Source organism: Thermodesulfovibrionales bacterium, from assembly GCA_035686305.1.
In the GTDB taxonomy this organism is placed as follows: Bacteria; Nitrospirota; Thermodesulfovibrionia; order Thermodesulfovibrionales; family UBA9159; genus DASRZP01.
On the sequence record DASRZP010000076.1, the window covers coordinates 18,187 to 42,149 of the forward strand.

The 23,963-nt window shown below is 52.7% G+C and carries 23 protein-coding genes; 13 read left to right on the forward strand and 10 right to left on the reverse strand.

Annotated features, from left to right (window positions below; genetic code table 11):
- Positions 1 to 345 (reverse strand): tetratricopeptide repeat protein, encoded by a 345-nt coding sequence (locus VFG09_09140; protein ID HET6515308.1) that lies wholly within the window; start codon positions 343 to 345, stop codon positions 1 to 3.
- Positions 346 to 355: 10 nt separating this feature from the next.
- The gene (locus tag VFG09_09145) at positions 356 to 2,674 is read right to left on the reverse strand and encodes a PBP1A family penicillin-binding protein (protein ID HET6515309.1); all 2,319 of its coding nucleotides are present in this window, start codon (positions 2,672 to 2,674) and stop codon (positions 356 to 358) included.
- 265 nt (positions 2,675 to 2,939) lie between these two features.
- Between VFG09_09145 and nfi the strand changes: the two genes are divergently transcribed.
- From nfi to VFG09_09180, 7 genes are all read left to right on the forward strand, one after another.
- Positions 2,940 to 3,593: a deoxyribonuclease V gene (nfi, locus tag VFG09_09150; GenBank protein ID HET6515310.1), complete on the forward strand. Its 654-nt coding sequence runs from the start codon at positions 2,940 to 2,942 to the stop codon at positions 3,591 to 3,593.
- Between the two features lie 112 nt (positions 3,594 to 3,705).
- Complete coding sequence (rsxC, locus tag VFG09_09155; GenBank protein HET6515311.1) at positions 3,706 to 5,013, forward strand: electron transport complex subunit RsxC; 1,308 nt, start codon at positions 3,706 to 3,708, stop codon at positions 5,011 to 5,013.
- 16 nt (positions 5,014 to 5,029) lie between these two features.
- Positions 5,030 to 6,079 (forward strand): RnfABCDGE type electron transport complex subunit D, encoded by a 1,050-nt coding sequence (locus VFG09_09160; protein HET6515312.1) that lies wholly within the window; start codon positions 5,030 to 5,032, stop codon positions 6,077 to 6,079.
- Positions 6,076 to 6,669 carry an RnfABCDGE type electron transport complex subunit G gene (locus tag VFG09_09165; GenBank protein ID HET6515313.1) on the forward strand — a complete coding sequence of 198 codons (594 nt, stop codon included), beginning with the start codon at positions 6,076 to 6,078 and terminating at the stop codon, positions 6,667 to 6,669. Before VFG09_09160 ends, VFG09_09165 begins: the two co-directional genes overlap by 4 nt.
- Entirely contained in the window at positions 6,647 to 7,279 is a 633-nt protein-coding gene (gene rsxE, locus VFG09_09170; protein ID HET6515314.1) for an electron transport complex subunit RsxE, read from the forward strand. The genes VFG09_09165 and rsxE overlap by 23 nt, the downstream gene beginning before the upstream one ends.
- A 33-nt stretch (positions 7,280 to 7,312) precedes the next feature.
- Entirely contained in the window at positions 7,313 to 7,906 is a 594-nt protein-coding gene (locus VFG09_09175) for an Rnf-Nqr domain containing protein (protein ID HET6515315.1), read from the forward strand.
- Between the two features lie 109 nt (positions 7,907 to 8,015).
- Positions 8,016 to 9,194 carry a Fe-S cluster domain-containing protein gene (locus VFG09_09180; protein HET6515316.1) on the forward strand — a complete coding sequence of 393 codons (1,179 nt, stop codon included), beginning with the start codon at positions 8,016 to 8,018 and terminating at the stop codon, positions 9,192 to 9,194.
- A gap of 503 nt (positions 9,195 to 9,697) precedes the next feature.
- On the opposite strand, the gene VFG09_09185 is transcribed toward VFG09_09180, so the two are convergent.
- The 7 genes from VFG09_09185 to VFG09_09215 form a co-directional block, all read right to left on the reverse strand.
- The gene (locus VFG09_09185) at positions 9,698 to 13,255 is read right to left on the reverse strand and encodes a DUF748 domain-containing protein (GenBank protein HET6515317.1); all 3,558 of its coding nucleotides are present in this window, start codon (positions 13,253 to 13,255) and stop codon (positions 9,698 to 9,700) included.
- A gap of 29 nt (positions 13,256 to 13,284) precedes the next feature.
- Entirely contained in the window at positions 13,285 to 14,001 is a 717-nt protein-coding gene (locus VFG09_09190) for a DUF4197 domain-containing protein (GenBank protein HET6515318.1), read from the reverse strand.
- A 28-nt stretch (positions 14,002 to 14,029) separates the two neighbouring features.
- Complete coding sequence (gene mscL, locus VFG09_09195; GenBank protein HET6515319.1) at positions 14,030 to 14,503, reverse strand: large-conductance mechanosensitive channel protein MscL; 474 nt, start codon at positions 14,501 to 14,503, stop codon at positions 14,030 to 14,032.
- Positions 14,504 to 14,727: 224 nt separating this feature from the next.
- Positions 14,728 to 15,690: an alpha-ketoacid dehydrogenase subunit beta gene (locus VFG09_09200; protein HET6515320.1), complete on the reverse strand. Its 963-nt coding sequence runs from the start codon at positions 15,688 to 15,690 to the stop codon at positions 14,728 to 14,730.
- Between the two features lies 1 nt (position 15,691).
- On the reverse strand, positions 15,692 to 16,747 hold the full coding sequence (gene pdhA / locus VFG09_09205; protein ID HET6515321.1) for a pyruvate dehydrogenase (acetyl-transferring) E1 component subunit alpha: 1,056 nt from the start codon (positions 16,745 to 16,747) through the stop codon (positions 15,692 to 15,694).
- 86 nt (positions 16,748 to 16,833) lie between these two features.
- Entirely contained in the window at positions 16,834 to 17,757 is a 924-nt protein-coding gene (locus VFG09_09210; protein ID HET6515322.1) for an ArsA family ATPase, read from the reverse strand.
- 16 nt (positions 17,758 to 17,773) lie between these two features.
- On the reverse strand, positions 17,774 to 17,968 hold the full coding sequence (locus tag VFG09_09215; GenBank protein ID HET6515323.1) for a hypothetical protein: 195 nt from the start codon (positions 17,966 to 17,968) through the stop codon (positions 17,774 to 17,776).
- Positions 17,969 to 18,132: 164 nt separating this feature from the next.
- Between VFG09_09215 and VFG09_09220 the strand changes: the two genes are divergently transcribed.
- The 3 genes from VFG09_09220 (at position 18,133) to VFG09_09230 (ending at position 20,357) form a co-directional block, all read left to right on the forward strand.
- Positions 18,133 to 18,450, forward strand: coding sequence for a hypothetical protein (locus tag VFG09_09220; protein HET6515324.1), 318 nt, complete (start codon positions 18,133 to 18,135; stop codon positions 18,448 to 18,450).
- An 11-nt stretch (positions 18,451 to 18,461) separates the two neighbouring features.
- On the forward strand, positions 18,462 to 19,403 hold the full coding sequence (gene trxB / locus VFG09_09225; GenBank protein HET6515325.1) for a thioredoxin-disulfide reductase: 942 nt from the start codon (positions 18,462 to 18,464) through the stop codon (positions 19,401 to 19,403).
- Between the two features lie 147 nt (positions 19,404 to 19,550).
- A complete protein-coding gene (locus tag VFG09_09230) occupies positions 19,551 to 20,357 on the forward strand; it encodes a dienelactone hydrolase family protein (protein ID HET6515326.1) in 807 nt (268 codons plus the stop codon).
- 55 nt (positions 20,358 to 20,412) lie between these two features.
- Here the strand turns inward: VFG09_09230 and VFG09_09235 are convergent, their stop codons facing one another.
- Positions 20,413 to 21,636, reverse strand: a complete 1,224-nt coding sequence (locus tag VFG09_09235; GenBank protein HET6515327.1) for an FAD-dependent oxidoreductase — start codon at positions 21,634 to 21,636, stop codon at positions 20,413 to 20,415.
- 167 nt (positions 21,637 to 21,803) lie between these two features.
- On the opposite strand from VFG09_09235, the gene VFG09_09240 reads away from it, so the two are divergent.
- The 3 genes from VFG09_09240 to VFG09_09250 form a co-directional block, all read left to right on the forward strand.
- A complete protein-coding gene (locus VFG09_09240) occupies positions 21,804 to 23,336 on the forward strand; it encodes a YifB family Mg chelatase-like AAA ATPase (GenBank protein HET6515328.1) in 1,533 nt (510 codons plus the stop codon).
- A gap of 68 nt (positions 23,337 to 23,404) precedes the next feature.
- A complete protein-coding gene (locus VFG09_09245; GenBank protein ID HET6515329.1) occupies positions 23,405 to 23,647 on the forward strand; it encodes a DUF433 domain-containing protein in 243 nt (80 codons plus the stop codon).
- Positions 23,647 to 23,963, forward strand: a 317-nt coding sequence (locus VFG09_09250; protein ID HET6515330.1) for a DUF5615 family PIN-like protein, incomplete at its 3' end; no start/stop codon positions are given. The genes VFG09_09245 and VFG09_09250, both read left to right, overlap by 1 nt.

Sequence of the window (23,963 nt, forward strand, 5' to 3'; positions counted from 1 at the left end):
CTATCTCTTCTTCCCTTCTTTCCCAAAGCCGATTGACGTTGGCGTGAAATTCGGGTCGATAAGATAGGCCTCCCTAAAGCACTCGGCCGCTTCCTTCCTGTTCTTGAGTTTGTAATTCGCGTAGCCCATGAGATAGTAAGCGCCGGCATCGGGCCAGACAGCGACATATTCCTTGAGATATCTGACGGTCTTCTTGAAGTCCTTCTTGAGATAGGCCTGGAGAGCCTTGTCATAAGCCTCTTCCTGCGCATGGAGGGATGGCGGCAAGATTATTTCCAGCAGAACAACGAGCACAACCAAGATCCCAAGACCCTTCATCCTTGATGTGACACCCTTCATCGTCATAGCGCACCTCCTAATCAACGTCCAGTCTGAATGGTTCTCTTGTCTCCCAGACAGAGGGCTTATTTTGTGAGTATTCCCTCGGCTGGGTCCCGATTTTGAAATATTCTTTTATGCCGGCTGACTCGTCCCTCGCGAGGAGCCCGTTCGCAGGGTCAATGGGATAGCTGACAATTCCTTCAGGCACCGCAAACCCCGAAGGTTCCGCCGTACCAAGGGTCTTCATAAAGTTTACCCATACAGGCGACGCGGCCCTTGCCCCTGTCTCCTGATTACCAAGGGGCCTCATATCATCGAAGCCGACCCAGACGCAGGCGACCATATCAGGGGTGAAGCCGACAAACCATGCGTCCCGGTAATCGTTTGTGGTGCCGGTTTTCCCGGCAACAGGCCTTCCCAGGGCCTTGGCCCTCCAGCCGGTCCCGTAGTTCACGACATCCTGCATCATCGATGTTATCAGGAAGGCGGTGTCAGGGTCTATCACCTGTTCTCCCTCAGGTTCATTGCTCTCCAGGACTCTCCCCTGGGAGTCCGTCATGTATTTGATCGCTATGGGTGTCATCCTGACCCCGCTGTTGTCAAATACACTGTAGCTCATTGCAAGTTCAAGGGGGGTGACGCTGATACTGCCGAGGGCGATGCTCAAATTGCGGGGCATATCTCCCTGAAACCCTATCTCCCGGGCGAAATTGATAATCTTGTCAACGCCGATCGTGTCGACAAGTTTTACCGTGACCACGTTCCTCGAATAGGCCAGAGCGTCCCTCAGCCTTGTCGGACCGTAATGCTTATGGTCATAGTTCTCAGGGGTCCAGTCCCCTCTTGGTCCGCCTTTATACGTTACCTCCTCGTCATTGATCATGCTGGCCGGCGTGAAACCATTGTCCATGGCCGCGGCATATATTACCGGCTTGAATGCAGATCCTGGCTGACGCTTGGCATAGGCAGCCCTGTTGAATTCGCTCCTCGAATAATCGTAGCCGCCGACCATCGCCCTGATGAAGCCTGTGCCGGGATCTATGCCGACAACGGCACCCTCGACCTCGGGTTCCTGTTCGAGGGTCAGCTCAACGGTGCTGCCCTGCACTGATTTGAAACCCACCTTGACGACGTCTCCGACTTTCAAAATTTTATCAAGAGAAAGGTTCTTTATCTGGGCTGTCTTGCCTGTCTTCGGGTCGATCATCTTGCTTGCCCACTGGGCATTGTCGACGGGCAATTTCCCCATAACGCCTCTGGCCTTTATTATCGCCTCCTTTGCCGTGACTTTGAGAACAAGACCTGTTGCAATATCTCCTGTGCTTGTGACGAACTGTCCCCCTTCTCTCTTTTTCAGCTCCTTTTCAGCGTTGACCTCCCGGTGCTCAAAGGGGCCTCTCCATCCCCTTCTCTTGTCCAGTTCCCGCAGACCTTCCTGCAGTGACCGTGCAGCCGCAACCTGGGCCTTCCTGTCAAGGGTTGTATAGACATGAAGGCCGCCTTTGTACACCGTCTCCGTGCCGTACCTGTCTTCAAGGTATTTCCTGACGTATTCAATAAAATAGTTATTTGATTCGAGTCCCCTGCGGAGCGTCGAGAGATTGAGCGGCTGTTTTAATGCCTTCTCTTTCTCCCCCCGCTTTATAAACCCTTCCTCTTCCATACGGGTAAGGACCGTATCCTGCCTGTCCTTGGCCTTCATCAGGTTATTGTAAGGGGAATAGATCGAAGGCGCCCTGATAAGCCCGGCGAGAAGGGCTGCTTCCGCGAGAGTGACCTGGGTGACGGATTTCCCGAAATAGACCCTTGAAGCCATCTCCATCCCGTAGGCCCCGTGGCCGAGATAGACCTTGTTGAGATAGAGTTCGAGGATCTCGTTCTTGGTCATGTTCTTCTCTATCTTCGTTGCCAGGGCCACTTCCCTGAGCTTCCTTTGGACTGTCCTTTCGGATGTCAGAAAAGTGATTTTAGTAAGCTGCTGAGTGATGGTACTCCCTCCCTCCCTGATTCCCGCATGGATTACGTCTTTGATCGCCGCTCTGAGGATTGCAAGGTAATCAATCCCCTTATGCTTCCAGAAGCGGGAGTCCTCAACAGCAACCACTGCATTGATCAAATGCCGGGGCATCCTGTCAAGGGGGACAAAGATGCCCTTTTCGATCTTGAGTTCTCCGATGAGAGCGTCATCGTCGGCATAGACCTTTGTCCCGGGGATTGCCTTATACTGCTTAAGTTCGGCGATGGATGGGATACCTTTGGCAACGGCAATATACCCTCCTGTCAGGATACCTGTGAGGATTGCGGCGGTTATCAGTATCGCAGCCCAAAAGACCTTTCGGCGTTTCTTACCCACTGGCTTCCTGTCTCTCCTTATTCATGATACCTTCGACGATAAAGGAATCCTCTTTCCTCTCCCTTCACTCTTCTCAACAATCTACTCCAGGCAGTCAATAGGGGAAATACCATCCTGCCTTGCGAGGAGGGACGAAGGGAGATTTCAGAATCTTTTCTTCAAGTCTGTCTTTTCGATTATATCTCCGAGGGAGTTTATAAGTCAAAGTTCCCTTATGGTTTTGAAATCGCCCCAGGGAAGACCTTTTCTGTGCTATCCTTAGGCTATGCGCTGGCCCGGAGACCTCGGCGATGCAAAGAGGATTCAGGAGAGCCTCGGGGAAGAAGTAAAAATAGTGGCCCTGACAAGAAGGCCGCTGCTGATTGCGGGCGTTGATGCGGCCTTCTCCGGAGGTTTGGTCATCGGGGTCGCCAGTCTCTATCGATATCCTGCGATGGTCCCTCTGGAAGACGCTCATGCTGTCCTTGAGGTCCTCTTCCCTTATGTCCCAGGTTTTCTGTCCTTCCGTGAAGGCCCTGCCATTATCGATGCGGTCAAGGCTTTGAGAACGAGACCTGACGTTATCATCTTTGACGGCCAGGGGATTGCCCATCCTAAGGGGGTAGGGATTGCATCTCATCTGGGCGTGCTCCTCAATGTCCCTTCCATTGGCTGCGCCAAGTCGAGACTTGTCGGAGAGTATGAGGAGCCTGGCACGAAGAAGGGAGCGTGGTCTCCCTTGCTGTACAAGGGCAAGATTGTCGGAGCAGTGCTCAGGACAAGGGAGAATGTGAAGCCGGTCTTTGTCTCTCCCGGCCACAGGATTACGCTGAGGGAGACGATTCAGATCGTTCTCTCGTGCTTAAAGACCTACAGGATACCTGAACCTCTGAGGAGGGCGGATCTTCTCTCGAGAGAGCTAAAGAGCAGGTATGTGTGAGGTAAGCATGAGGGTTTGCATCTTGACATCTGCTGAGGCATAATGTTATTAGTTATTGACTTTTTTGTCGTCTGTCTCCAACGTAATTTGCCGCTGAGAGGAGGAACCCGTAATGGGTCTGTTGACGTTCAAAGGGGGAATACACCCTCCTGACAAGAAAGACCTAGCAAAAGATGTTCCCATAAAGCAGTCAAGAATCCCACAGAGAGTAGTGATTCCTTTGAGCCAGCATACGGGAGCACCCTGCAAGCCGGTCGTTTCGATCAACCAGGAGGTGAAGAAGGGTGAGTTGATCGGTGAGCCCGGAGGCTTTGTCTCTGCCCCCGTCCACTCGTCGGTCTCAGGCAAGGTGATCGCGATCGGAGAGTTCCCTAATGCCATGGGCAGAATGGTGAGTTCCGTTGTCATAGAGAACGACGGAAAAGAAGAGTGGGCGATATTAAGGGATAACCCCGATTACATGAACCTCCTGCCTGATGAGTTGAAGGAGAAGGTTAAGGCTGCGGGGATCGTCGGTCTTGGCGGGGCGGCTTTTCCGACGGCAGTGAAGCTCTCGCCGCCGAAGGAAAAACCGATCGACACGGTCATCATCAATGGCGCTGAGTGCGAACCCTACCTTACCGCCGATTACCGGTTGATGGTGGAAAAACCGGATGAGATCATTGAGGGACTCAAGATATTGATGAAGACGCTCACTGTGAAGAAAGGCTTTGTCGGTATAGAAGATAACAAGCCTGAAGCGATAGCGAAGATGAAAGAGGCCGCGAAGGGGGAACCGAGTATTGAGGTCTGCGATCTCGAAGTCAAATATCCCCAAGGCGCAGAGAAGATGCTCATAAAGGCGACCAGCGGCAGGCACGTCCCGCCCAGAGGGCTTCCCATGGATGTCGGGGTGGTCGTGCAGAACGTAGGGACCGCCCTCGCTATCTATGAAGCGGCACGCTACGGCAAGCCTCTCATAGAGAGGGTCGTCACCGTGACTGGCGAAGGGATCACCGCTCCTTCCAATCTCATGGTGCGTGTAGGGACACTGATCTCTGCACTTATAGAGGAATGCGGAGGTCTCAAGGGCGAAACGGGCAAGGTCATTGCAGGCGGACCCATGATGGGCTTTGCCCTCTCTTCCCTTGATATACCGGTGACAAAAGGTACCTCAGGAGTCCTTGTCATTCCCGGTGAGGCCATCGAACATGCAGAGGATTTCGAGCCGTGCATCAGGTGCGGAAGGTGCGTCGATATTTGCCCTATGGGACTTACCCCATCCATGCTGAGCGTGCTTTCGGAAAAAGGCCGCTACGAAGAGGCAAAGGAATATAATCTCTTCGACTGTTTTGAATGCGGTTCCTGCGCCTTCGTATGCCCTTCGAAAAGACCGATTGTGCAGCTCGTGAGGCTGGCAAAGTCCCTGACAAAACCATGAGCCGTGAGGTGAAGAGATGGAGGTAGCGAAGAAAGAGCAATTGATCGTAACGGTCAGCCCTCACATCAAGAGCGAAGAGACCGTGAGCAGGATCATGTGGAGCGTTACCGTCAGCCTGCTCCCTGCCTTTTTCATGGGTCTCTATTTCTTCGGCCCAAAGGCCCTCTTTGTCACGGCCCTTTGCGTCATTACCGCCGTTTTTTCAGAATATATTGTCGAGAGGTCGCTGAACCGGAAAGTGACGATAAGCGATGGCAGCGCCTTTCTCACAGGCCTTCTCCTCGGCATGAATCTTCCGCCTTCCCTCTGGTCCTTCAGCCCCTTCACCGCTCATGTGCCGGTTATCGGTTCCTTTGTTGCAGTCGTGATAGCAAAACAGTTGTTCGGCGGACTTGGATACAACGTCTTTAACCCCGCCCTTATCGGCAGGGCGTTTCTTCTGATATCCTTCCCGAAGGCAATGACCATATGGACAGCGCCGACAGCAGCGTTTGCGGCCCTTGACGCAAAGACAACAGCCACACCCCTCGGAATCCTGAAGGAAGAGGGTGTCGGGAAACTCCTGGAGGTCTTCGGTGACAAGACGAACCTCTACAGCCAGCTCTTCCTGGGGCACAGGGCAGGGTCCCTCGGCGAGACATCTGCAATTGCCCTGCTGATTGGTGCAGCCTTTCTCCTTTATAAGAGATATATCACATGGCACATCCCTTTCTCCTTTCTTGGGACTGCAGCCCTCCTGGCCTGGGTATTCGGCGGCAAAGACCCCCATACGGGCAAGATGATCCTCCTGGCAGGCGACCCTGTTGTGCATCTTTTGAGCGGCGGTATGCTTTTGGGGGCCTTTTTCATGGCGACGGACTATGTGACCTGCCCGACGGTGAAGATGGGACAGATAGTCTTCGGCATCGGCTGCGGCGCACTGACCATGCTCATACGATTGAAGGGCGGCTATCCCGAAGGAGTCATGTTCGCGATCCTCATCATGAACTGCCTCGCGCCTCTCCTCGACAGGGGATTCAGGACAAAGGTCTTTGGAGCCGTATCGGTGAAGGAGATGAAGAGATGACCGCCAAGGAAATTGTTAAGATAGCCCTTAATCTTGTCGTCATCTACGTTATAGGAGGGCTCATCCTCGCAGCGGTCTATGCCAAGACCTCTCCCATCATGTTCAAGAACGCCGAGGAGGCAAAGAAACAGGCCCTGAAACAGCTCATCCCTGAGGCCGACGAGATCAAGAAGATCGGGGACTGGACGGTCCATGAAAAACATGCCGAGTATTTTGTTGCGACCAAGGACGGCAAGGTGATCGGTTACATTGTGCAGTCCTTTGGCAAGGGATATTCGAGTTACATCAATACGCTGATTGCCACGGACAAAGATTTCAAGGTCCAGAAGATAAGCATCCTCGGCCACGCAGAAACACCGGGCCTCGGAGATGAAATCGAGTCGGACTCCTTCAAGGCCCAATTCAAGAACAAGGATACCGAACATCTCAAGGTCCTGAAGACAGAGACGACCGACTATATTCAGGCCATCTCCGGGGCAACCATCTCGAGCAGGGCGGTCACGGAGGATGCGGTGAAAAACGGCGTCAGCTTTCTGATCAAGACGATAAAAGAAGGGGGCACAGGGAATGGCGAACATAGGAACGGTTAGTTACTGGGACCTTATCAAGAACGGGATCATTGCCGAGAATACGATATTTAAACTGGCCCTTAGCCTCTGCCCGTCAATCGCGGTGACGAATAACCTCAAAAACGGTGTCTTGATGGGCGTCGCGGTGCTCTTCGTCCAGACCATGGTGAACGTCACCATCGCCCTCATGAGAAAGGTGATCCATCCAAAGATACGACTGCCGATCTTTATGCTTGTCATTTCGGGATGGGTGACGGTCACCGATATGTCGATGGCAGCGGTCTTTCCCGATGTGTACAAGCAGATGGGCCTCTATATCCAGCTCATCGTTGCCTTCGCATCAATTCTCGCCCGGGCTGAGATGTTTGCGAGCAAGAACAAGGTTACTCCCTCCATGGTTGACGGTATAGGCATGGGACTCGGGTTCCTCTTCGCCCTTACTGTGATCAGTTTTTTCAGGGAGCTCCTCGGCAAGGGTTCGTTATGGGGGGTCGCCATTGTGCATACCAAGCCCCTCCTCATGATGATCCTACCGGCAGGCGGGTTTTTTGCCGTCGGGATTTTGATGGCCTTTTTTAACTGGATCGATATACGGTTTTTCAAGAAAAGTGCGGCGGTATCGCACCACTGAGGAACGTAGCCCTGACCTTGAAGGAGGATGGAGATGAGCGCCGAATTCACAAAACTCTTTGAGCTTTTTATCGCGGCTTCCCTGATAAATAATTTTGTCTTTACGAGGTTCCTCGGCCTCTGCATCTTCTTTGGTGTCTCGAAGAAGATGGAGACGGCGGTAGGCATGAGCATCACCTTCACTGCTGTCATGATGATAAGCGCGTCATTGAGCTGGGTTATCTTCACGTACCTGATGGTACCGCTCGGCATTACCTTTCTGAAGATTATCGTCTTCATCGGCGTCGTCGCCGGTTTTGTGCAGGCTTCCGATACTATTATGAGAAAAGTTGCGCCGGGCCTCTACTACAAGCTTGGGATCTACCTGGCTCTTATTTCTACGAACTGTATCATTCTCGCCGTTCCTCTCATCAATGCCGGTGAGCACTACACCTTTATCCAGAGCCTCGTCTTCGGCCTCGGCTCGGGCATAGGCTTTGCCATCGCCCTCATCATCATGGCTTCCATCCGGGAAAAACTTGAGCTGGCCGATGTACCGACGCCCTTCAGAGGATTGCCCATGGCCTTTGTCGTTACGGGACTGATCGCCTTGGCTTTTACCGGCTTCTCCGGTTTGATAACACTGTAGCGGTTTTCAGTCTTCTGTTGACTTCTTTCCGAAGTGAAAGGCAGAGACTGGCGCCCGAAAAGAGATTTAACTTATACTAAATAAGTACCTATCAAAGAGGTGAATAAAGATGCTTGATCTGCACCATACCATTGTTGATATCCTGGGCAATCTCACCGGGCTCTCTCAGCTTGGTGATATATACCATTTTATTATCCCTCATGTCGGGGTCGGCGGCGGCGTCGAAGCCAAGGAGCATGTTGATCTCATCCCCCTCATGAAGTTTACTGTCGTGTTCCTGGCCGGCGTTGGAGCGATTTTCGGTCTCGGTCTCGCCTTTGCAGCAAAGAGGTTCTCTGTAGAGATTAATCCGAAGGTCGAACAGGTGAAGGACGTCCTCGCCCATGCTCATTGCGGCGCCTGCGGCTATGCAGGATGCGAGCAGTATGCCGAGGCTGTGGTCAATAACCCCGATGTCCCGCCGAATCTCTGCACGCCTGCTGGGGCTCGTGGGGCAGAGGCAGTGGCCTTGATTACCGGGAAGAAGGCCGAGGCAAGAGAGCCGATTTACGCACGGATCATGTGTCAGGGAGGGAGTTCTGAGGCTATCAAGAAATTCAAGTATGAAGGTGTGCAGGACTGCCGGGCAGCCGTGCTGGCAGGCGGGGGCGACAAGTCCTGTGCCTATGGCTGCCTCGGTTACGGTACCTGCGCAAGGGTATGTCCCTTTGGCGCTATAACGATGAATGAGGACTCGCTCCCCGTTGTGGATATTGTGAAGTGTACGGGTTGCAGAAAGTGTGAGCAGGCATGTCCGAAGAGGGTGATCGAGGTTCTCCCTGCATCAAGACAGGTGCTTGTAGCCTGCCACTCAAAGGACAAGGGCGTTGAGACAAAAAAGAACTGCCAGATCGGGTGCATTGCATGCGGAAAATGCGTGAAGGTATGCCCCTTTGATGCCCCATCAATTTCGAACAATCTTTCGAGGATCTACCTCGAAAAATGCAAGGTCTGCGGCTTATGCGTCGCCCCTTGTCCGACCGATGCTATCGTTGATTTCATCCCGAAGAGAGCGAAGGCCTTTGTCATGGACAACTGCATCGGCTGCCAGATATGCTCAAAGGTCTGTCCGGTGAATGCGGCATCGGGTGAACCCAAGAAGAGACACGTCATCGATCAGAAGGCATGTATCGGCTGCGGCATCTGCACGGCCAAGTGTCCGGTACAGGCGATCGACGGGACCTTCAATGCCCGACAGGTGTTCGAGGAAGCGGCAAAGAAGAAGCTTGCAAAAACCGTAGCAGCGTAAGATAATCGAAGTCTCCCTGCTCTCGCCTTTCTTCGTACAAAGCGGCCGTGGTGAAGGCAAGAAGGGAGAAAAGATTCTCATCACCGAAAGGGAGAAGGTCATAGCAAGGATCGTTCCCCTGGAACTGGCTAGGAAGGACTCGAAGCTTATTGCTCTCGTCAATGAAGGATTCGCCCGCTGGAAAGGCGGCAAACCGTCGGGAAGCAGTGCTCCCGTCAAAATCAAAGGGAAGGCACTCTCGGAAATTCTCTTCGAAGACAGGAGATGATTCTCTGCCTCGACAATGCTCTGCCGCACAGTATATCAGAATCAAGAATTTCATCACGCCATGAATAGGGTGTCGCTGCAAGAGACTCTTCAGCCATCCACATCCCCGTTCCACGCACTATCCGGGCTATCTGCAATATCCCCGCCATGGCCTCGGTCTGTGAAAGCCCGTCGATTATTGCCTGCCCTTCAACGCAGCGCGAGAGATCTATTGGAAGTCTTATCAGTACTGAGAATTACTTCAGTCTGAAATCGACCCGGCTGTACCTTAAGTTCTCCTTCTTTTCCGGCTGGAGGGATTTCGGTTCCAGAAGAAAAATTCGTTCCTGTTCAATCTGTTTGGATTTTAAGATATACTCTTTCACGTTCAGGGCCCGAAGGGATGCAAGATGCCGCAAATCATCGTCCTTCACTTCTATATGGGTGAGCATCAGCTTCTCCATCTCAGCCACAGGAAGATCCTTTGCAATCCCGATGATGTTCCTCGGCTTCGGGAACTTCTCTTCCTTATAGGCCATCTTGAGATAAAGCGGATATTCCTTCTCTTCGACCCTGACCTCATCAACAGAAAAGGCAGGCGCCTCTTTCTTTACCATATCCTTCAATTTCTGGGCCTTTATTTTTTTGTTGAAAAGATACTGTCTCAACCCCTCCCTGTCCCTTTCGGTATCGACGTGACCTTCTATCTCGAGCTTCAGGGCCGGTCGGTCATAGAGCGCCTTGACGAGGTTGCTCAGCTTCTTTTCTCCCTGCTCATTGATTGCTGAACTGCCATAATCAAAATCGAGATAGCTCAGCTCTTCGCCTCCCCCTCCGAAGATCGCCCCGAGAAGTGCGAAGGGTGATGTCGCGGCCTTTACGAGGAGGTTGATGAGTATCTTGATGATGATCCTGCCAAGACTGAACTTCGGGTCATCGGTCTGACCGGAAACCGGAATGTCGAGGCGGATCTCTCCCTTCCTGTTCTTGAGGAGGGCTATTGCGAGCCGAACAGGCAGCTTTGTCGCGTCCGGACTTTCGACTTTCTCCCCGAGTTCGAGCTGATCAAGAAAGACTCTGTTCTGGGAATCAAGTTTCTTCTTCACAATCAGGTACTGGAGATTAAGGTCGAGCTTACCTTTTTGTATGGTGTACCCGATATACTTGCCGGAATAAGGTGTTATGGGACTTAAGTCCATGTCCCTGAAGTCGACCTTCAGATCGACATAGAGATCTTCCCTCAGGGGGTTGATCCTGCCTGTTATCTCGAGGGGCGCATAGCCTTCGAGCTTCCCCATGAGATGAACGTCGGCGAGTTTGCTCTCTTCCGAGGAGAGGCCGGAGATTCTTCCCCCGATTTCGAGTAAGGTTGCCGAATAGTTCCGTTTCACGAACCTGTCGGAAAAATTGATCGTGCCTCCCTGAAGGGTCACCTTCTCGATCTTTACCATCTTTGGCGATAGGTCTTTCTGGACTGACGAGGGCCTCTCCTCTTCCCGGGCTGGTCCGGGACTTTCGGGACTCCCTCCTGAGTCTTCAATAATCCCCTGCACGTTCAGTGAGCCGTCAGCGTTGATGATGAGGCGGGAATAGAAATCGCTCAACGCAACCTCATTGATCCCAACAGAGAGAGGACGATATCCGATGTCCACTCCGCTCAGATAGAGGGAGGTCCACTTCAGAAAATCCTCTGCGTTAAGCTTGTCGACCGTTGCGAAGTGTGAAAGGGATGCTTCTCCCTTGTAGGCGACAGCGATCCCCTTCGCTTCGGTATAGGCAAAGGAGAAGTTTCCCTTTGACGAGACGGCGCCGTCAGTCACGATGACTTTAACCTTATCGGTAAAATAGGGCTGTACCGGTACGATACTCACGTCCTTTACGTCTACGGCGAGGGCCATGGAAAGAGGATCAATGCTAAACGCTCCGTTTGCTGAGACAGAACCTTTCTTGTCCACCGTAAAGGAGAGGGCGGCCTTTGCCTTCGCCCCTTTTGCCGTTGATATCCCCTCTCCCCTGAACCTGATCCGCTCGGCGTTAATTATCACCTCCTGGGCGGGAACAAGGTCTTCTCCCTTTATTGCGTAGTTCTCCGCCGCAATATTTCTCAATACGAGGAGCCAAGGTTTTCCAGGATTCTCCTTTTTACCGGGCTGGGGTTTTCCCGTTGCCGGGGGTGAAGAGGGGAGAAGGTCTCCGACATTCACTCTTCCGTCGGGATAACGTTTCAGGGACAATACCCCTCCGTCCGTTGAAAGCTGACCGACGGTGATCTCCCTCTTCTTCAGATCGATGGCGGTGTCTGCGATGGTAACGACGGGTATCCGGAGAAACTCCCTCTCTTCATCTCTTCTTTTCAGCATGAGGGAACGGAGCGTCGCTGCCATCCTCGAAAACCGTATCTCTGGATCAGGTTCGGCCTTTGCATATTCATACATGGTCATAATGTCGAGATCGCCCCGGGTGATCTCAAAGAGGATACTGTCCCGGTAATAGGGGGAATATTTTTTCAGCACGAGCTGCCTGAACTCTGCGGTCCCTGCTGAGGTGAGGGGATCAACACTAAAATCGCCGGTGACCTTCATGCCCTCGCCTGCCTCCGTCCTGAGAGAAAAGGAAAGAGCTGATTTCTTGTCCCGGCCGTTGCTGAAGTGATCGATCTTCATCTCGATGTTTTCCAAGGTTGTCTTGAAGGATCTTTTCCCCGATAGGTCTGAAAAGCTAAGCCTTCCGTCGGCCATAATCACCTCATCAGCGTCAACGACGAGAGCAGGCGACTCTTCTCCCCGTTTCAGGACGTATCCCTTCTCAGGAATGAGTGACTCTAAGTTTGGTCTCCCTGCCTTATCGAGCACCAGGTCTATCTCAGGTGATTGCAAAAAGACCTTTGACAGGCGAACCTTCCTTGAGAGGAGATCGGCAGAAGAGATCGAGATATCGACTAACGGAAGACCGATGAGAGGGCTGTCATTCTTTTCGACAAGCCGTATGTTCTTGAAACCGATGCTGCCGGCGAGGGTAATGGCCGGAGACCGGTCTTTGTATTGTGTGTAGGAAAGAACCGCTGCCGTGTCGACGGAGCCAGAGAGGATCTTGAAATCCATTCCGAAGGGGACATAGGCCAGATAGTAAGGGATATCGAGTCCTTTGATATTGAGATCGAAAGATGTCTCGAGTGAATCGGCAAAGGGCTTGGTCATGCCTTGCAGCAAGAGGGGGACATTGTTGATCTTTGCCTCAAACTTCGGCTGGGTGTAGGTTTCGACAGCGTACGGCAGATTTGAGAGAAAAGGGATCGCTATGTTCATGTCCCTTACGGTATGCTTCGTCTGTCTCGGTCCGTCCCAGAAGTCCAGGCTCCCGTTTCGTACGTGGATGTCATTCAGCGAAAACCTCAGCGGTTTCGATGAAGGCTTTGACGTCGAGGTGAACTCTTCGATGATGTCGGAGAAATTGTAGGAGAGGTCTTCATTGAGAACGATGTTGAGGAAGGGCCTTTCAAGCCGTATCTCGCTGATGATCAGTCCTCTCTTCACAAGGGAAGCGGCCTCAATGTTCAAATACAACTCGTCAAAGGAGAAAAAGGTTTCCGACTTCTTGCGGTCTTTTATGGCTAGGCCTTTTACGTCCAGGGAGAGGACGAAGGGATTGATCTTTATCTGCCCGATAGAGACTTCACGGTGAAGACCTTCTGAGAGCTTCCCTACCAGGACCGATTTCAGAACCGGTGGGAGGACGAAGAAACCGCTGACGGAGAAAAGAACAAGAAAAACGAGGACCCCGATAAGGATCTTTCTCAGGAGCGGCGAAGGCCTCATCCGTTGCGATATCTCCATGGAGAGGGCGGTTATTTACCGAAAACGGTCTTCAGGAGGTCTGTTGTCCTTGCAGCAGGATCGGTCCTGATCTTCTTCTCCTCTTGTCCCACCATGTAATAGAGGCCATCCATTGCCTTCGTCGTGACGTGGTGGTCCAGGTCCACCGATTCCTTGCTCATGAAAGGGATTGACTCATACTTCGACATCATCGTCTTGTAGGAATGGGTTACACCCACTTCATTCATACTCGATGAGATGATGGGCTTAAAGGCGTCATAAATCTGGTCATGGGTTTTAACCTTGAAATAGTCAGTGGCTGCGGTGTCGCCCCCACCGAGTATCTTCCTCGCGTCGTCCACCGTCATCTTCTTGATGGCGTCTCCGAAGATGGACGCGGCCTTGGGCGCTGCCTTTTCTGCTGCCCGGTTCATGCTGAGGATGAAATCATCAACCTCTTTTTGATAACCGAATTTCTTCAGGACATCGGCGGCCTTCTGGATCTTTTCGGGCATGAGGATCTTGATCGTCTGATTCCCGAAATAGCCATCGGTCTTCGAAACACTCTTGACCGCATTCTCTGTCCCGATCTCCAGGGCCTCCTTAAGGCCTGAAGCCGTGGTCTGTTCATCGGGTGCTCCCCTGGAAACCCCGCCGATATTCTTCATGATCTCATCGAGTCCTGCGGCGCGAGCAAGGTCCAGAGAACTGACAAGAATCGTGAGAGCTATAAAAAGTGCCTTTTTCATCTTCCTCCTCCTCCTCGATGAGTTGCTGTTAGTGTCCGCCGACTTTCTGCGTTTCTTTGAGGTCTGAGGTACAGTGGCCGCAGCGGACCGCCTTTATCGGGATAATCGAGAGACAGAAGGGACAGTCTTTTGTTGCGGGCGCTGCGGGCAGTGCCGGCTCTTCTCTCCTCAATCTGTTTACGTTCCGTACAAGCAGGAAGACTGAAAAAGCGACGATGACGAAACTGATGATCGTATTGAAAAAGAGGCCGTAATTGAGCGTTACGGCGCCCGCCGCCTTAGCTGCTGCCACGGAATTGTAAGGTCCGGGAACCTTGCCCTCTTTCAGGAGTATGAAGAGGCTTGCAAAGTCCACATTGCCCAAAAGGAGGCCGATCGGCGGCATAATGACATCGGCAACGAGAGAGGTGACGATCGCACCGAATGCTGCGCCGATGATGATGCCGACGGCCATATCTACCATGTTTCCCTTCACGGCAAATTCCTTGAACTCGTTCAGCATATCTCTCCCCCGCAAAAGCCAGACCGTTTTTCAGGGACGGCTTTGGTCGTTGATAATTCCATGATACCACCAAGGGATTCCTTGTCAACAACTACCGAAGTGATTGCCCAAGGGAGCGAAAGGAGGCTGGACCCTTCTATCTATAAAGAAGCGGATGTCGGTCTCCGGAGAGCAGCGGCATGAAGAATATCTATACATGGTCCGACGGTAACGCGGGGTATGAGCTAATACTTCAAGACTTCTTCAATGCCCTTCCTGATCTTCCCGACTGACGGCATATACTCCTCCTCAAGTTTTGGAAGGGGAATGACGGCGTCATACCCTGTGACCCTGATGATAGGACCCTTGAGGTAGAGCATGGCGTCCTCTGCAATTGATGCAGAGATCTCTGCGCCGAAACCCCCTGTCTTGGGCGCTTCGTGGACGACGACGACCCTCCCCGTCTTCTTTACTGATCGATACAGGGTCTCATCATCGAAGGGGTTCAGGGTCATAAGATCGATCACCTCTGCGTCAAAGCCTTCGGACGCCTGGATTGCCCGGTGGAGCATGCTTCCCCACGCAATCACCGTGACTCCACTCCCCTCCCGGACAAGCCTTGCCCTTCCAAGGGGAACGGTATATTCGCCTTCAGGGACATCCTCTCTTACGAGACGGTAAAGCCTTGTCGATTCGAGGTATACCACGGGATCGGGGTCCCTTATGGACGATATCAAGAGGCCCTTCGCATGATAGGGGGTGGAAGGGACCACGACCTTCAGTCCCGGCATATGGCAGAAGAGGGCCTCTGTGCTCTCTGAGTGGAGTTCAGGCGCCCTGATGCCCGCGCCATAGGGTGTCCTGATCACGAGGGGGCAGGAGTATCTCCCCCGTGAACGGGAACGGATCCTCGATGCATGGGTGAATATCTGGTCAAGGGCCGCATAGGTAAATCCCATGAACTGTATCTCGGCGATCGGCCTCAACCCATAGACTGCCATGCCTATCGCAGTCCCTACGATGGCAGATTCCGAAAGAGGAGTATCAATCACCCTGTCAGGACCGAATTCTTCGAAGAGCCCTTCAGAGACCCTGAAGACCCCGCCGTCTTTTCCGACGTCTTCGCCCAGGATGACGACATCCCTGTCCCGTTCCATCTCTTCCTTTAATGCAAGGTTTATTGCCTGGACCATATTCAGCCTCGGCATGTCAGAGATCCTCTCTCTCTCTCACCTGTCGAGGCGTCAGTTTCTCATAAGTATAAGTGAGCATATCCTTCGGATCCGGCCGCACCGCCGATTCCTCATTCTTTACCGCTTCATCAACGGCTCTCTTTGACTGTTCATCGACGTGCTTTCGATACTCATCGGTCAAGAGGCCACTCTTCTTCATGAATAGTTCCAGTCTTAGGAGAGGGTCCTTCGCCTTCCATCCCTCGATGAGTTCTTTTGGCCGGTACCGTGCGGCATCATCAGCCGTAGTATGATCGGCCATTCGGTATGTGAAACATTCAATGAGGGTGGGACCTCCTCCTCGCTTCGCCTTGTCAAGGCTGTCCTTTGTGGCCTTATAGACGGCAAAGACATCATTTCCGTCCACCTGGATGCCCTCAAAGCCATAGGCGTAAGCCTTTTGGGCGAGGGTTTTCGAAGCGCTCTGCCTTTCCCGAGGCACTGATATCGCCCACTGATTGTTCTGGCAGATGAAGACGACGGGGAGCCTGAAGGTCCCCGCCATATTGAGGCCTTCATGAAAATCGCCTTTTGACGTCCCGCCATCGCCAAAGTATGCTGCTGCCGCTATCGTGTCTCTCCGGTATTGTGCCGCCATGGCGGCTCCGACGGCATGGGGGATGTGCGTCCCCACAGCGATGCAGATCGGAAAGATGTTCATGTCCTTGGGTGTCTTGAGTCCCCTCTCATCGCCGCTCCAATATTGGAAGAGCATATGGAGAGGATATCCCAGGGTTATATAAACGCCCATCTCCCTGAATGAAGGAAAGACCCAGTCTGATTTCTCGAAGGCGAAGGCACTTGCGATCTGCGACGCTTCCTGCCCGAGAATGGATGCATAAGTCCCGAGTCTGCCCTCTCGTTGGAGGTCCAGCGCGCGATGGTCAAAGGTTCTTGAGAGTACGAGCAACTCATACATCTTCCTGATATCATCATCAGAGAGCGGTGGTCTGAGAGATTCATCGATGTTTCCCGACTCGTCGAGAATATCCAGCCGCTTTACCTTGAAAGATTCTATAATAGTTTCCGGCATACCCTATGCTCTCGCGTCCTCACTTGTTGAAATCTTATCACAATTGTCCTGCCGATTCAAAAGAATTTAGGATAAAATAGGCGCTTTCAAAACCCGAGTTGTCCGGATACCCTTTCTCCTGCCTCCCTCAATGCCCTCTTCCCCTTGATCTCTTTAAGGGAATAGGGCAGTATCGCAACGGGGAGTCCTTCGGCCATTCTCTCCAGTTCATTGAGGCGCTCCTGCTGGATCCTCTGCAGGGCCTTCAGAGATTCTGAGTCAGGGCTTTCTATGACCCGGTTGATTACCATGCCGTGGATGGGGATACCATAGTCTTTCAGGGTTTCCGTGACCCTCGATACCTGCTTCACCACAAGGGTCTCGGGGTTCGCGACGAGAATAAAGGTTGAACGGTCACGGAGAAACCGGGAGATCCTCTCCGATGCGAGGACCCAACTGTCCATAATCGCTGCGATAGACCTCTTGCCGGTGATCCTTTTCCCGATCTTGTCGAGGCCCTCAAAGACCCTTGCGCCTGCGCGTAGATGTCTCCTCAAATACTTCGGGATGTTCACGAGGTTTAACGTTTCACCCGCCGGTGCGGTGTCCCAGACAATGCGATCATAGGCTCCCGACTCGGCCATGTCCACGATCAGGTCGAGCATGGTCTCTTCCCGGAGTGAAGGTGCAGAGCCGATATAGTCCAGGAGCTGATGTCGTGATTCAGTGTCAAGGGCTTCCAGGTCGATAAGGTGGGAGAGGATATCCGAAAAATCAGGACCGAATTTCTTCTTCCAGCTGCTCACGATCGCATCCTGACTGATCTCGACCGCCTCAAGATTCCGATCGATTTTCTTGATGGTATCGCCGATCTCTTCCTCGAAGATATCAGAGAGCGACGGCGTCATGTCAGAGGTGAGAATAATGGTCCTTTGGCCCGCGGACGAGAAGTGGAGGGCCACAGCGGCAGAGCAGGTAGTCTTTCCGACGCCGCCCTTTCCGCCGAAGAGGATCATAGGTCTCTCAATCACCGTTTGAGCATTTTTCCTATGAGTGCTTCCCTTTTTTCCAGAAAGCAAGATCGTCTATCATGAGCTTGAGAAGCTCAAGTGGTGTCTTTTTTGAAACTTCCTTGCATCTGCAGCTGTCTGCGCCGGCCTCTTCCCCTTGATCCTCGCCGGTCCTTTCCTTTTCGAGAGGTTTTCTATCGGAAACGGCCGATTGTCTTTCACGTCGCGCCATGTGCCCTCCTTATGCCTTTATTGTACCTGATGGGAAGGGAAAGGTGAATTTCTCCATGATGGGGATACGTTTCTTCAGATGACGGCAGAGGAAGGTCCTCATAGTGCTGCGCGTTGCCTGATTCAGATTCTATAGTATGATATAAACAAGAGAGGAGATATCCCATGGAAAATCTGAAAGAGATTCTCGTGGTCCTGAAGAAGCCGGATGGTGAGACTGTGGTGATCCGTGAACCAGACTATGTCACATATCCTGACGCTTCGCAGCCTTACTGGACAGTCGTAAAGGACAAGACCGAGATTCGGACGAGCGGAGAGGTTTGGGTCGAAAAGGCCCTGGTTGGAAATGAGGTCATCTGTGAGGACTCGGTCGTCTGTACCGGCACGAAGTGTTTTCACAGGCTGCCCCACCCCAGGTCAGAGGAGTGCGGAAAGTCCTGCGAAGTGGACAGGGCAGCAAATTGCAGACCGTACAGGATCTGAAAAAAGGGATTATGGCGAACAATGAACCCTATGAGGTGATCATCGTGGGAGGGGGGCCTGCGGGGCTGGCGGCCGGCCTCTACTGTAAGAGGGCTGCGCTGAAGACCGTCCTTTTTGAGAAGGGATTGCTCGGCGGACAGATCGCGATATCAAAGGACGTGGAGAATTACCCCGGCCTGGAGGGAATAACCGGCTTTGACCTGGCAGAGAAGATGATACGTCATATCCAATCCTTTGACCTGGAGGTAATCCAGCAGGAGGTCGTGGAAGTGAATGCAGGAACCGATCTCCACTCGGTCAGGCTTGCCAATGGCGATCTCTACGAGACTGTTGCCCTGATCCTAGCTGCGGGCGGGTCTGTACGGAAACTCGGTATCCCCGGTGAAGCGGAATACCTCGGGACGGGCGTTTCCTACTGCGCCACCTGCGATGGGTTTTTCTTCAGAGATAAGACCGTCGTTGTTGTCGGCGGGGGAGACACTGCCGTCGAGGAGGCCCTGTACCTTTCACGACTCGTGAAGAAGGTGTACCTTGTTCATAGGAGAGATACGCTGAGGGCGAGCAAGATACTCCAGAGCCGCCTCATGAGCGAGCCCCGGATCGAAACAATCTGGAACACCGTTATCACAGAGATCAAAGGGAAGGGGGGCGGAGTAAACGGCGTCTCTTTCCTCAATACGGAGACGAGGGAAAAGGGAGAATTGCAGGTTGAGGGGGTCTTCATCTTTATCGGGTATTCTCCGAATAATCGATTGATCCCCTCCGGTGTTAGAATGAACGAACAGGGGTTCGTCATCACCGATGAGAGGTGTGCGACGAATATTCGGGGTATCTTCGCAGTCGGCGATCTCAGGCAGAAGTTTGCCAACCAGATCGTGATCGCCGCTGCCGACGGATGCATAGGCGCATTGGCTGCGGCGTATTATGTGGAGGAGCGGAAGGCAAGAATGTGACCTTCCGCATCGAGCAGAGAGCGGAGGTCGGCAACCATGAACTGTGTCGCATACAAGGCTTCTCACCGAGCCTGCCTTCCCGAAGGAGATAGTTTTGTGCAACGGGAAGGTCACGTCAGGGAGAACATGCGAAGGAAGGAGGATGTGATGAAAAGGCCGATGATGCTGCTGGCTGCAGTTTCACTGGTATTGGCACTGACGGGATTCGCTTCGGCGAAGCCGGACGTTGAAGGGAAGGAGGTGACCTACAGCGCCGAGGGTGTGGTTATGAAGGGCTATCTCGCCTATGATAAGAGCATGACGGGAAGAAGACCCGGGGTTCTTGTCGTCCACGAATGGTGGGGGCTTAATGAATATGACCGTAAGCGTGCGAGAATGCTTGCAGAGATAGGCTATACCGCCCTCGCCGTAGACATGTACGGAGACGGGAAGCAGGCAGTGCATCCTGATGACGCCGGCAAGTTCTCATCGGAGCTCATGAAGAACTTCGACACTGCGAAAGCTCGGTTCATGGGAGCAATGGAGTTTCTTAAGAAACAGCCAACGGTCGATCCTGGCCGGATTGCAGCGATTGGTTACTGCTTCGGCGGAGGAGTGGTGCTCAATATGGCGCGCCAGGGTGTCGATCTAAAGGGGGTGGCAAGTTTCCACGGAGGTCTTTCCGCAGTCAAACCTCCTCAGCCGGGAGCTGTGAAAACCAAGATCCTTGTTCTCCACGGAGCAGATGACAAGTTCGTCACACCCGAGCAGATCGAGGCCTTCAAGAAGGAGATGAAAGATGCAGGGGCCGATTTTCAGTTTATCACGTATCCTGGAGCGATCCACAGCTTCACCAACCCTGATGCCGATGAGTACGCGAAGAAATTCAATCTCCCCCTCGGATATAACGCGGAAGCCGACAGGAAGTCATGGGAAGATCTGAGGAAATTTCTTGAGGTGATCTTCAGAAAATAGACCGGCCAGAGGAGTTCTTCATGTCAGAGAACGCCGTTGAACCGCCAATGTAGATTCATGAAAGCCCTTGACGGGTCTCTTTGAACACATCCTTGAGTCTTGTAAACTCGGACAGCGACCGTGAAACGCAGTCTTCGATAGCCAGTCCGTTGAAATAATTGCCGGTGAGGAAGAGTCTCTTGCCGGCAATGAAGCGGTCTGTATCTTCAGTCAGTCTATCATGGCCAACGCTGAGAGAGGGCACAAGGTTCTCTTTCGTTACGACGCCTTCTATCTCCGCATTACCTATTCGCAGGACCTCAGCTATCCTCTTGATCTTTGCGTCATGATCGAGGCGCCCCGCCTTAAAATGGAAGCTGAATCCCCGGCAATGCTCGTGGGGGACCGTGTCTCTCGATACCGCAGAATAAAAGGAATCATGGACGGCTATGATGCCTGCCAAGGGACCCACGGAGAGCACCCTCTTTTTGACGACAACGCCGACGGTGTCGACAGATTCAATCTTGATCTGCGCCAGGTGAGAGGAGACGTCAGGAAAGGAAGACTGTAGGAGTTTTGCAGCTACATGGGGCGGTGTTGCCAGCGCCAGCCCCTGTGATTCATACTGTTTCCCGTCAGCAGTCATGACACCGAAGACGTGGCCATCAAACGTTACACCCTGGACATCAACACCCTTTTCCAAGACGAACTTTTGTTGCGAGATGATCGAATCCGTGATCGTCCGGATCCCTCCTTTCAAGGTAAAGCTCTTCAGGATATCCTTTCTGCGGGGCCTCTTCTTGAAAAGCATCTCGGCAGGGAAATCGTCTGCCTTTTGAGAGAGTACGGCGTTGAAAGCCGGTCCAAAGACCCGCTCGAAATTCCGGCGGCCCACAATCTTTGAATAATAGGACTCGATGCTCAGGCCTTCCTTTTTGAGGGTAAGGATGCGCGGGGCCGAAAGAAGAAGCTCCAGAAATCCGATTTGCGAAGGGATCGATCTGATTTCGTTATCAACGAGCATCTTGAATCCGGCCTTCTCGCGCCTTATGATGCGGTCGAGGATTTTACAGTCTTCCATGATCCCCAGGAGGTTCCCGTAAGAGTTATAGCAGGTATGAGCGCCAAGTTCCAGCCAGAAGCCCGAGGCCGCCCCTTCGAAGCGGTGAGAAGAGAGGCAGCCGCCTGCCTCTTCAGCCTTTTCGAGTACGAGGGTCTTGAGTCCGGCCCTGGCAGCGTAATGAGCCAGACTCAAGCCGCTGATGCCGGCGCCGATAATAATGAGATCACATTTCTCCATTCCGGTAATCCTTTCTCCAGAGCCCTTTAGGCCGACGCTGAATCTGTTTCCAACAATAATAGCTTAACCCTGTGATGACAAACTTTCAAGGTACCGTGAAGGGGAGGCGCTCCTTTCAAAAAAGATAAGTCTTGCATTAAATCCCTCTTGAAAATATAATTATCTCCATGCTCGCGAAGATACTCAGCGCAAGTGTCGTCGGTATCGATGCATACGGAGTCGAGGTTGAGGTCGATATCACATCCAGGGGCCTGCCTCATTTCTCGATGGTCGGGCTGCCCGACGCTGCGGTAAAAGAGAGCCGTGACAGGGTCCGCGCGGCCTTGAAGAACATCGGTTTCAATTTCCCTCTCAAACAGATCACCGTGAATCTTGCGCCTGCCGATTTGAAGAAAGAGGGTTCTTCCTTTGACCTGCCGATCGGCGCCGGCATCATTGCTGCCGAGGGAGTCATTGATTCAGCGCTCTTCAGGGATTATCTCTTTACCGGCGAGCTCTCTCTCGATGGCCGGATAAAGCCTGTCCGTGGTGCAATGTCTATGGCTATTTTGGCGAGAAGCATGGGACTGAAGGGACTGATCCTCCCCATAGAGAACGCACCTGAGGCAGCCGTTGTCGGAGGGGTGAATGTTTTTGGAATGGAGAGCCTTCCAGAAGTCCTCGAATTTCTGGCTGCCCAGGATTCAAAACGACCCTTCGAAATCGATATCTCCCGTGCCCTTCAGGAAAACTCTCTTTACGAGGATGATTTCTCCGATGTCAAGGGCCAGGAGCACGCGAAGAGGGCACTCGAGGTTGCGGCAGCGGGAGGCCACAATGTCCTCATGATCGGGCCGCCCGGTTCGGGCAAGACCATGCTTTCGAAGAGGCTCGCTTCCATCCTCCCTCCCATGACCTTTGACGAGGCCCTCGAAACAACAAGGATCCACAGCGTTGCGGGAATACTGAAAGACGGACAGCCGCTGCTCGCCACGCGATCCTTTCGGTCTCCGCACCACACGATTTCAGATGTTGCGCTGATCGGAGGCGGACAGATCCCGAAGCCCGGCGAGGTGAGTCTCGCCCATAACGGTGTGCTCTTCCTTGACGAACTCCCCGAGTTCAAGAGGAATGTCCTCGAAGTTTTAAGACAGCCGATAGAGAATGGTGAAGTGACCGTATCGAGGGCGGTGGCTTCAATTACTTATCCGGCCTCATTCATGCTCGTAAGCGCCATGAACCCCTGTCCCTGCGGATACTTCGGCGATCCCCGCCATCAATGCACATGCTCTGCAGGTCAGATCCACAGATACCGCAGGAGAGTCTCGGGTCCTCTCCTCGACCGCATCGACATCCATATCGAGGTGCCGGCGGTGCCGTACAAGGAACTCTCGACAGAATACGCAGGGGAGAAGTCAGAGACGATCCGGGAAAGGGTGATCAGAGCGAGGAAGATGCAGCTCGACAGATTTTCGGGCGACAAGATTTACGCGAACGGTCATATGAAGACGAGGCACATCAAGAAATACTGTAAATTGCATCCTGAGGCGCATTCCCTCCTCGAGACCGCCATGCATAAACTCGGGTTGTCGGCACGGGCTTATGCAAGGATTCTCAAACTCTCGCGGACGATAGCGGATTTGGAAGCATCGGGGGATATCCTGCCGCATCATATCTCGGAGGCGATACAGTATAGGACGCTAGACAGAGGGGTGTTTTAGCGTACAGGAAATTCATGGGGATGCCACCTGGGAGCATATGGTATGATATGTTCATTAGGAGATGTGTGATGGCAAATCCACTTCTTCAGCGTATTTCGATAGATCCGAATATCTGTTTTGGCAAGCCCCGCATCAAAGGCACGCGAATCTGGGTATCTCTTATCCTCGATTTTCTTGCAAACGGAATGACGGTTAAGGAACTTCTTGAGGAATATCCCCAATTGACAGAAGAAGACATCCGGGCTGCTATCGCCTATGGCGCGGAGATGTCCAGAGAACGTTATGTTGAAGTCCCTGCCGAAACGTCCTGATGAAATTCAAGCTCGACGAGAATTTTGGAAGGCGAACCCAGCAAATTTTCCTTGCCGGCGGACATGATGTCTTGACAGTTCGCGATCAGGAATTGCAGAGTTGTGCCGATGACCGACTTTACGAAGTATGTTGTTCTGAGCAGCGATGTCTTGTGACTTTGGATCTGGATTTTGCCGATGTTACACGTTTCCCACCGGAGAAATCGGGAGGTATTATCGTCATCCGGGTTCCTAAGAATCCCAGTCTTGCCCTGCTTGAACAACTAATTCATCAATTCCTGAAATCACTCACTCAAATGTCTATAGGCAATAACCT

Bases quoted from the DNA above. Each gene is read 5' to 3' on its own strand.
- VFG09_09175 (HET6515315.1), top strand. From the start codon at position 7,313: ATGAGCGCCGAATTCACAAAACTCTTTGAGCTTTTTATCGCGGCTTCC.
- VFG09_09215 (HET6515323.1), bottom strand. From the start codon at position 17,968: ATGGCGCGACGTGAAAGACAATCGGCCGTTTCCGATAGAAAACCTCTC.
- VFG09_09180 (HET6515316.1), top strand. From the start codon at position 8,016: ATGCTTGATCTGCACCATACCATTGTTGATATCCTGGGCAATCTCACC.
- VFG09_09185 (HET6515317.1), bottom strand. From the start codon at position 13,255: ATGAGGCCTTCGCCGCTCCTGAGAAAGATCCTTATCGGGGTCCTCGTT.
- VFG09_09220 (HET6515324.1), top strand. From the start codon at position 18,133: ATGGAAAATCTGAAAGAGATTCTCGTGGTCCTGAAGAAGCCGGATGGT.
- mscL (HET6515319.1), bottom strand. From the start codon at position 14,503: ATGCTGAACGAGTTCAAGGAATTTGCCGTGAAGGGAAACATGGTAGAT.
- VFG09_09190 (HET6515318.1), bottom strand. From the start codon at position 14,001: ATGAAAAAGGCACTTTTTATAGCTCTCACGATTCTTGTCAGTTCTCTG.
- pdhA (HET6515321.1), bottom strand. From the start codon at position 16,747: ATGCCGGAAACTATTATAGAATCTTTCAAGGTAAAGCGGCTGGATATT.
- VFG09_09245 (HET6515329.1), top strand. From the start codon at position 23,405: ATGGCAAATCCACTTCTTCAGCGTATTTCGATAGATCCGAATATCTGT.
- nfi (HET6515310.1), top strand. From the start codon at position 2,940: ATGCGCTGGCCCGGAGACCTCGGCGATGCAAAGAGGATTCAGGAGAGC.
- trxB (HET6515325.1), top strand. From the start codon at position 18,462: ATGGCGAACAATGAACCCTATGAGGTGATCATCGTGGGAGGGGGGCCT.
- VFG09_09240 (HET6515328.1), top strand. From the start codon at position 21,804: ATGCTCGCGAAGATACTCAGCGCAAGTGTCGTCGGTATCGATGCATAC.
- VFG09_09160 (HET6515312.1), top strand. From the start codon at position 5,030: ATGGAGGTAGCGAAGAAAGAGCAATTGATCGTAACGGTCAGCCCTCAC.
- VFG09_09140 (HET6515308.1), bottom strand. From the start codon at position 345: ATGACGATGAAGGGTGTCACATCAAGGATGAAGGGTCTTGGGATCTTG.
- VFG09_09230 (HET6515326.1), top strand. From the start codon at position 19,551: ATGAAAAGGCCGATGATGCTGCTGGCTGCAGTTTCACTGGTATTGGCA.
- VFG09_09235 (HET6515327.1), bottom strand. From the start codon at position 21,636: ATGGAGAAATGTGATCTCATTATTATCGGCGCCGGCATCAGCGGCTTG.
- VFG09_09200 (HET6515320.1), bottom strand. From the start codon at position 15,690: ATGCCGAGGCTGAATATGGTCCAGGCAATAAACCTTGCATTAAAGGAA.
- rsxC (HET6515311.1), top strand. From the start codon at position 3,706: ATGGGTCTGTTGACGTTCAAAGGGGGAATACACCCTCCTGACAAGAAA.
- VFG09_09165 (HET6515313.1), top strand. From the start codon at position 6,076: ATGACCGCCAAGGAAATTGTTAAGATAGCCCTTAATCTTGTCGTCATC.
- rsxE (HET6515314.1), top strand. From the start codon at position 6,647: ATGGCGAACATAGGAACGGTTAGTTACTGGGACCTTATCAAGAACGGG.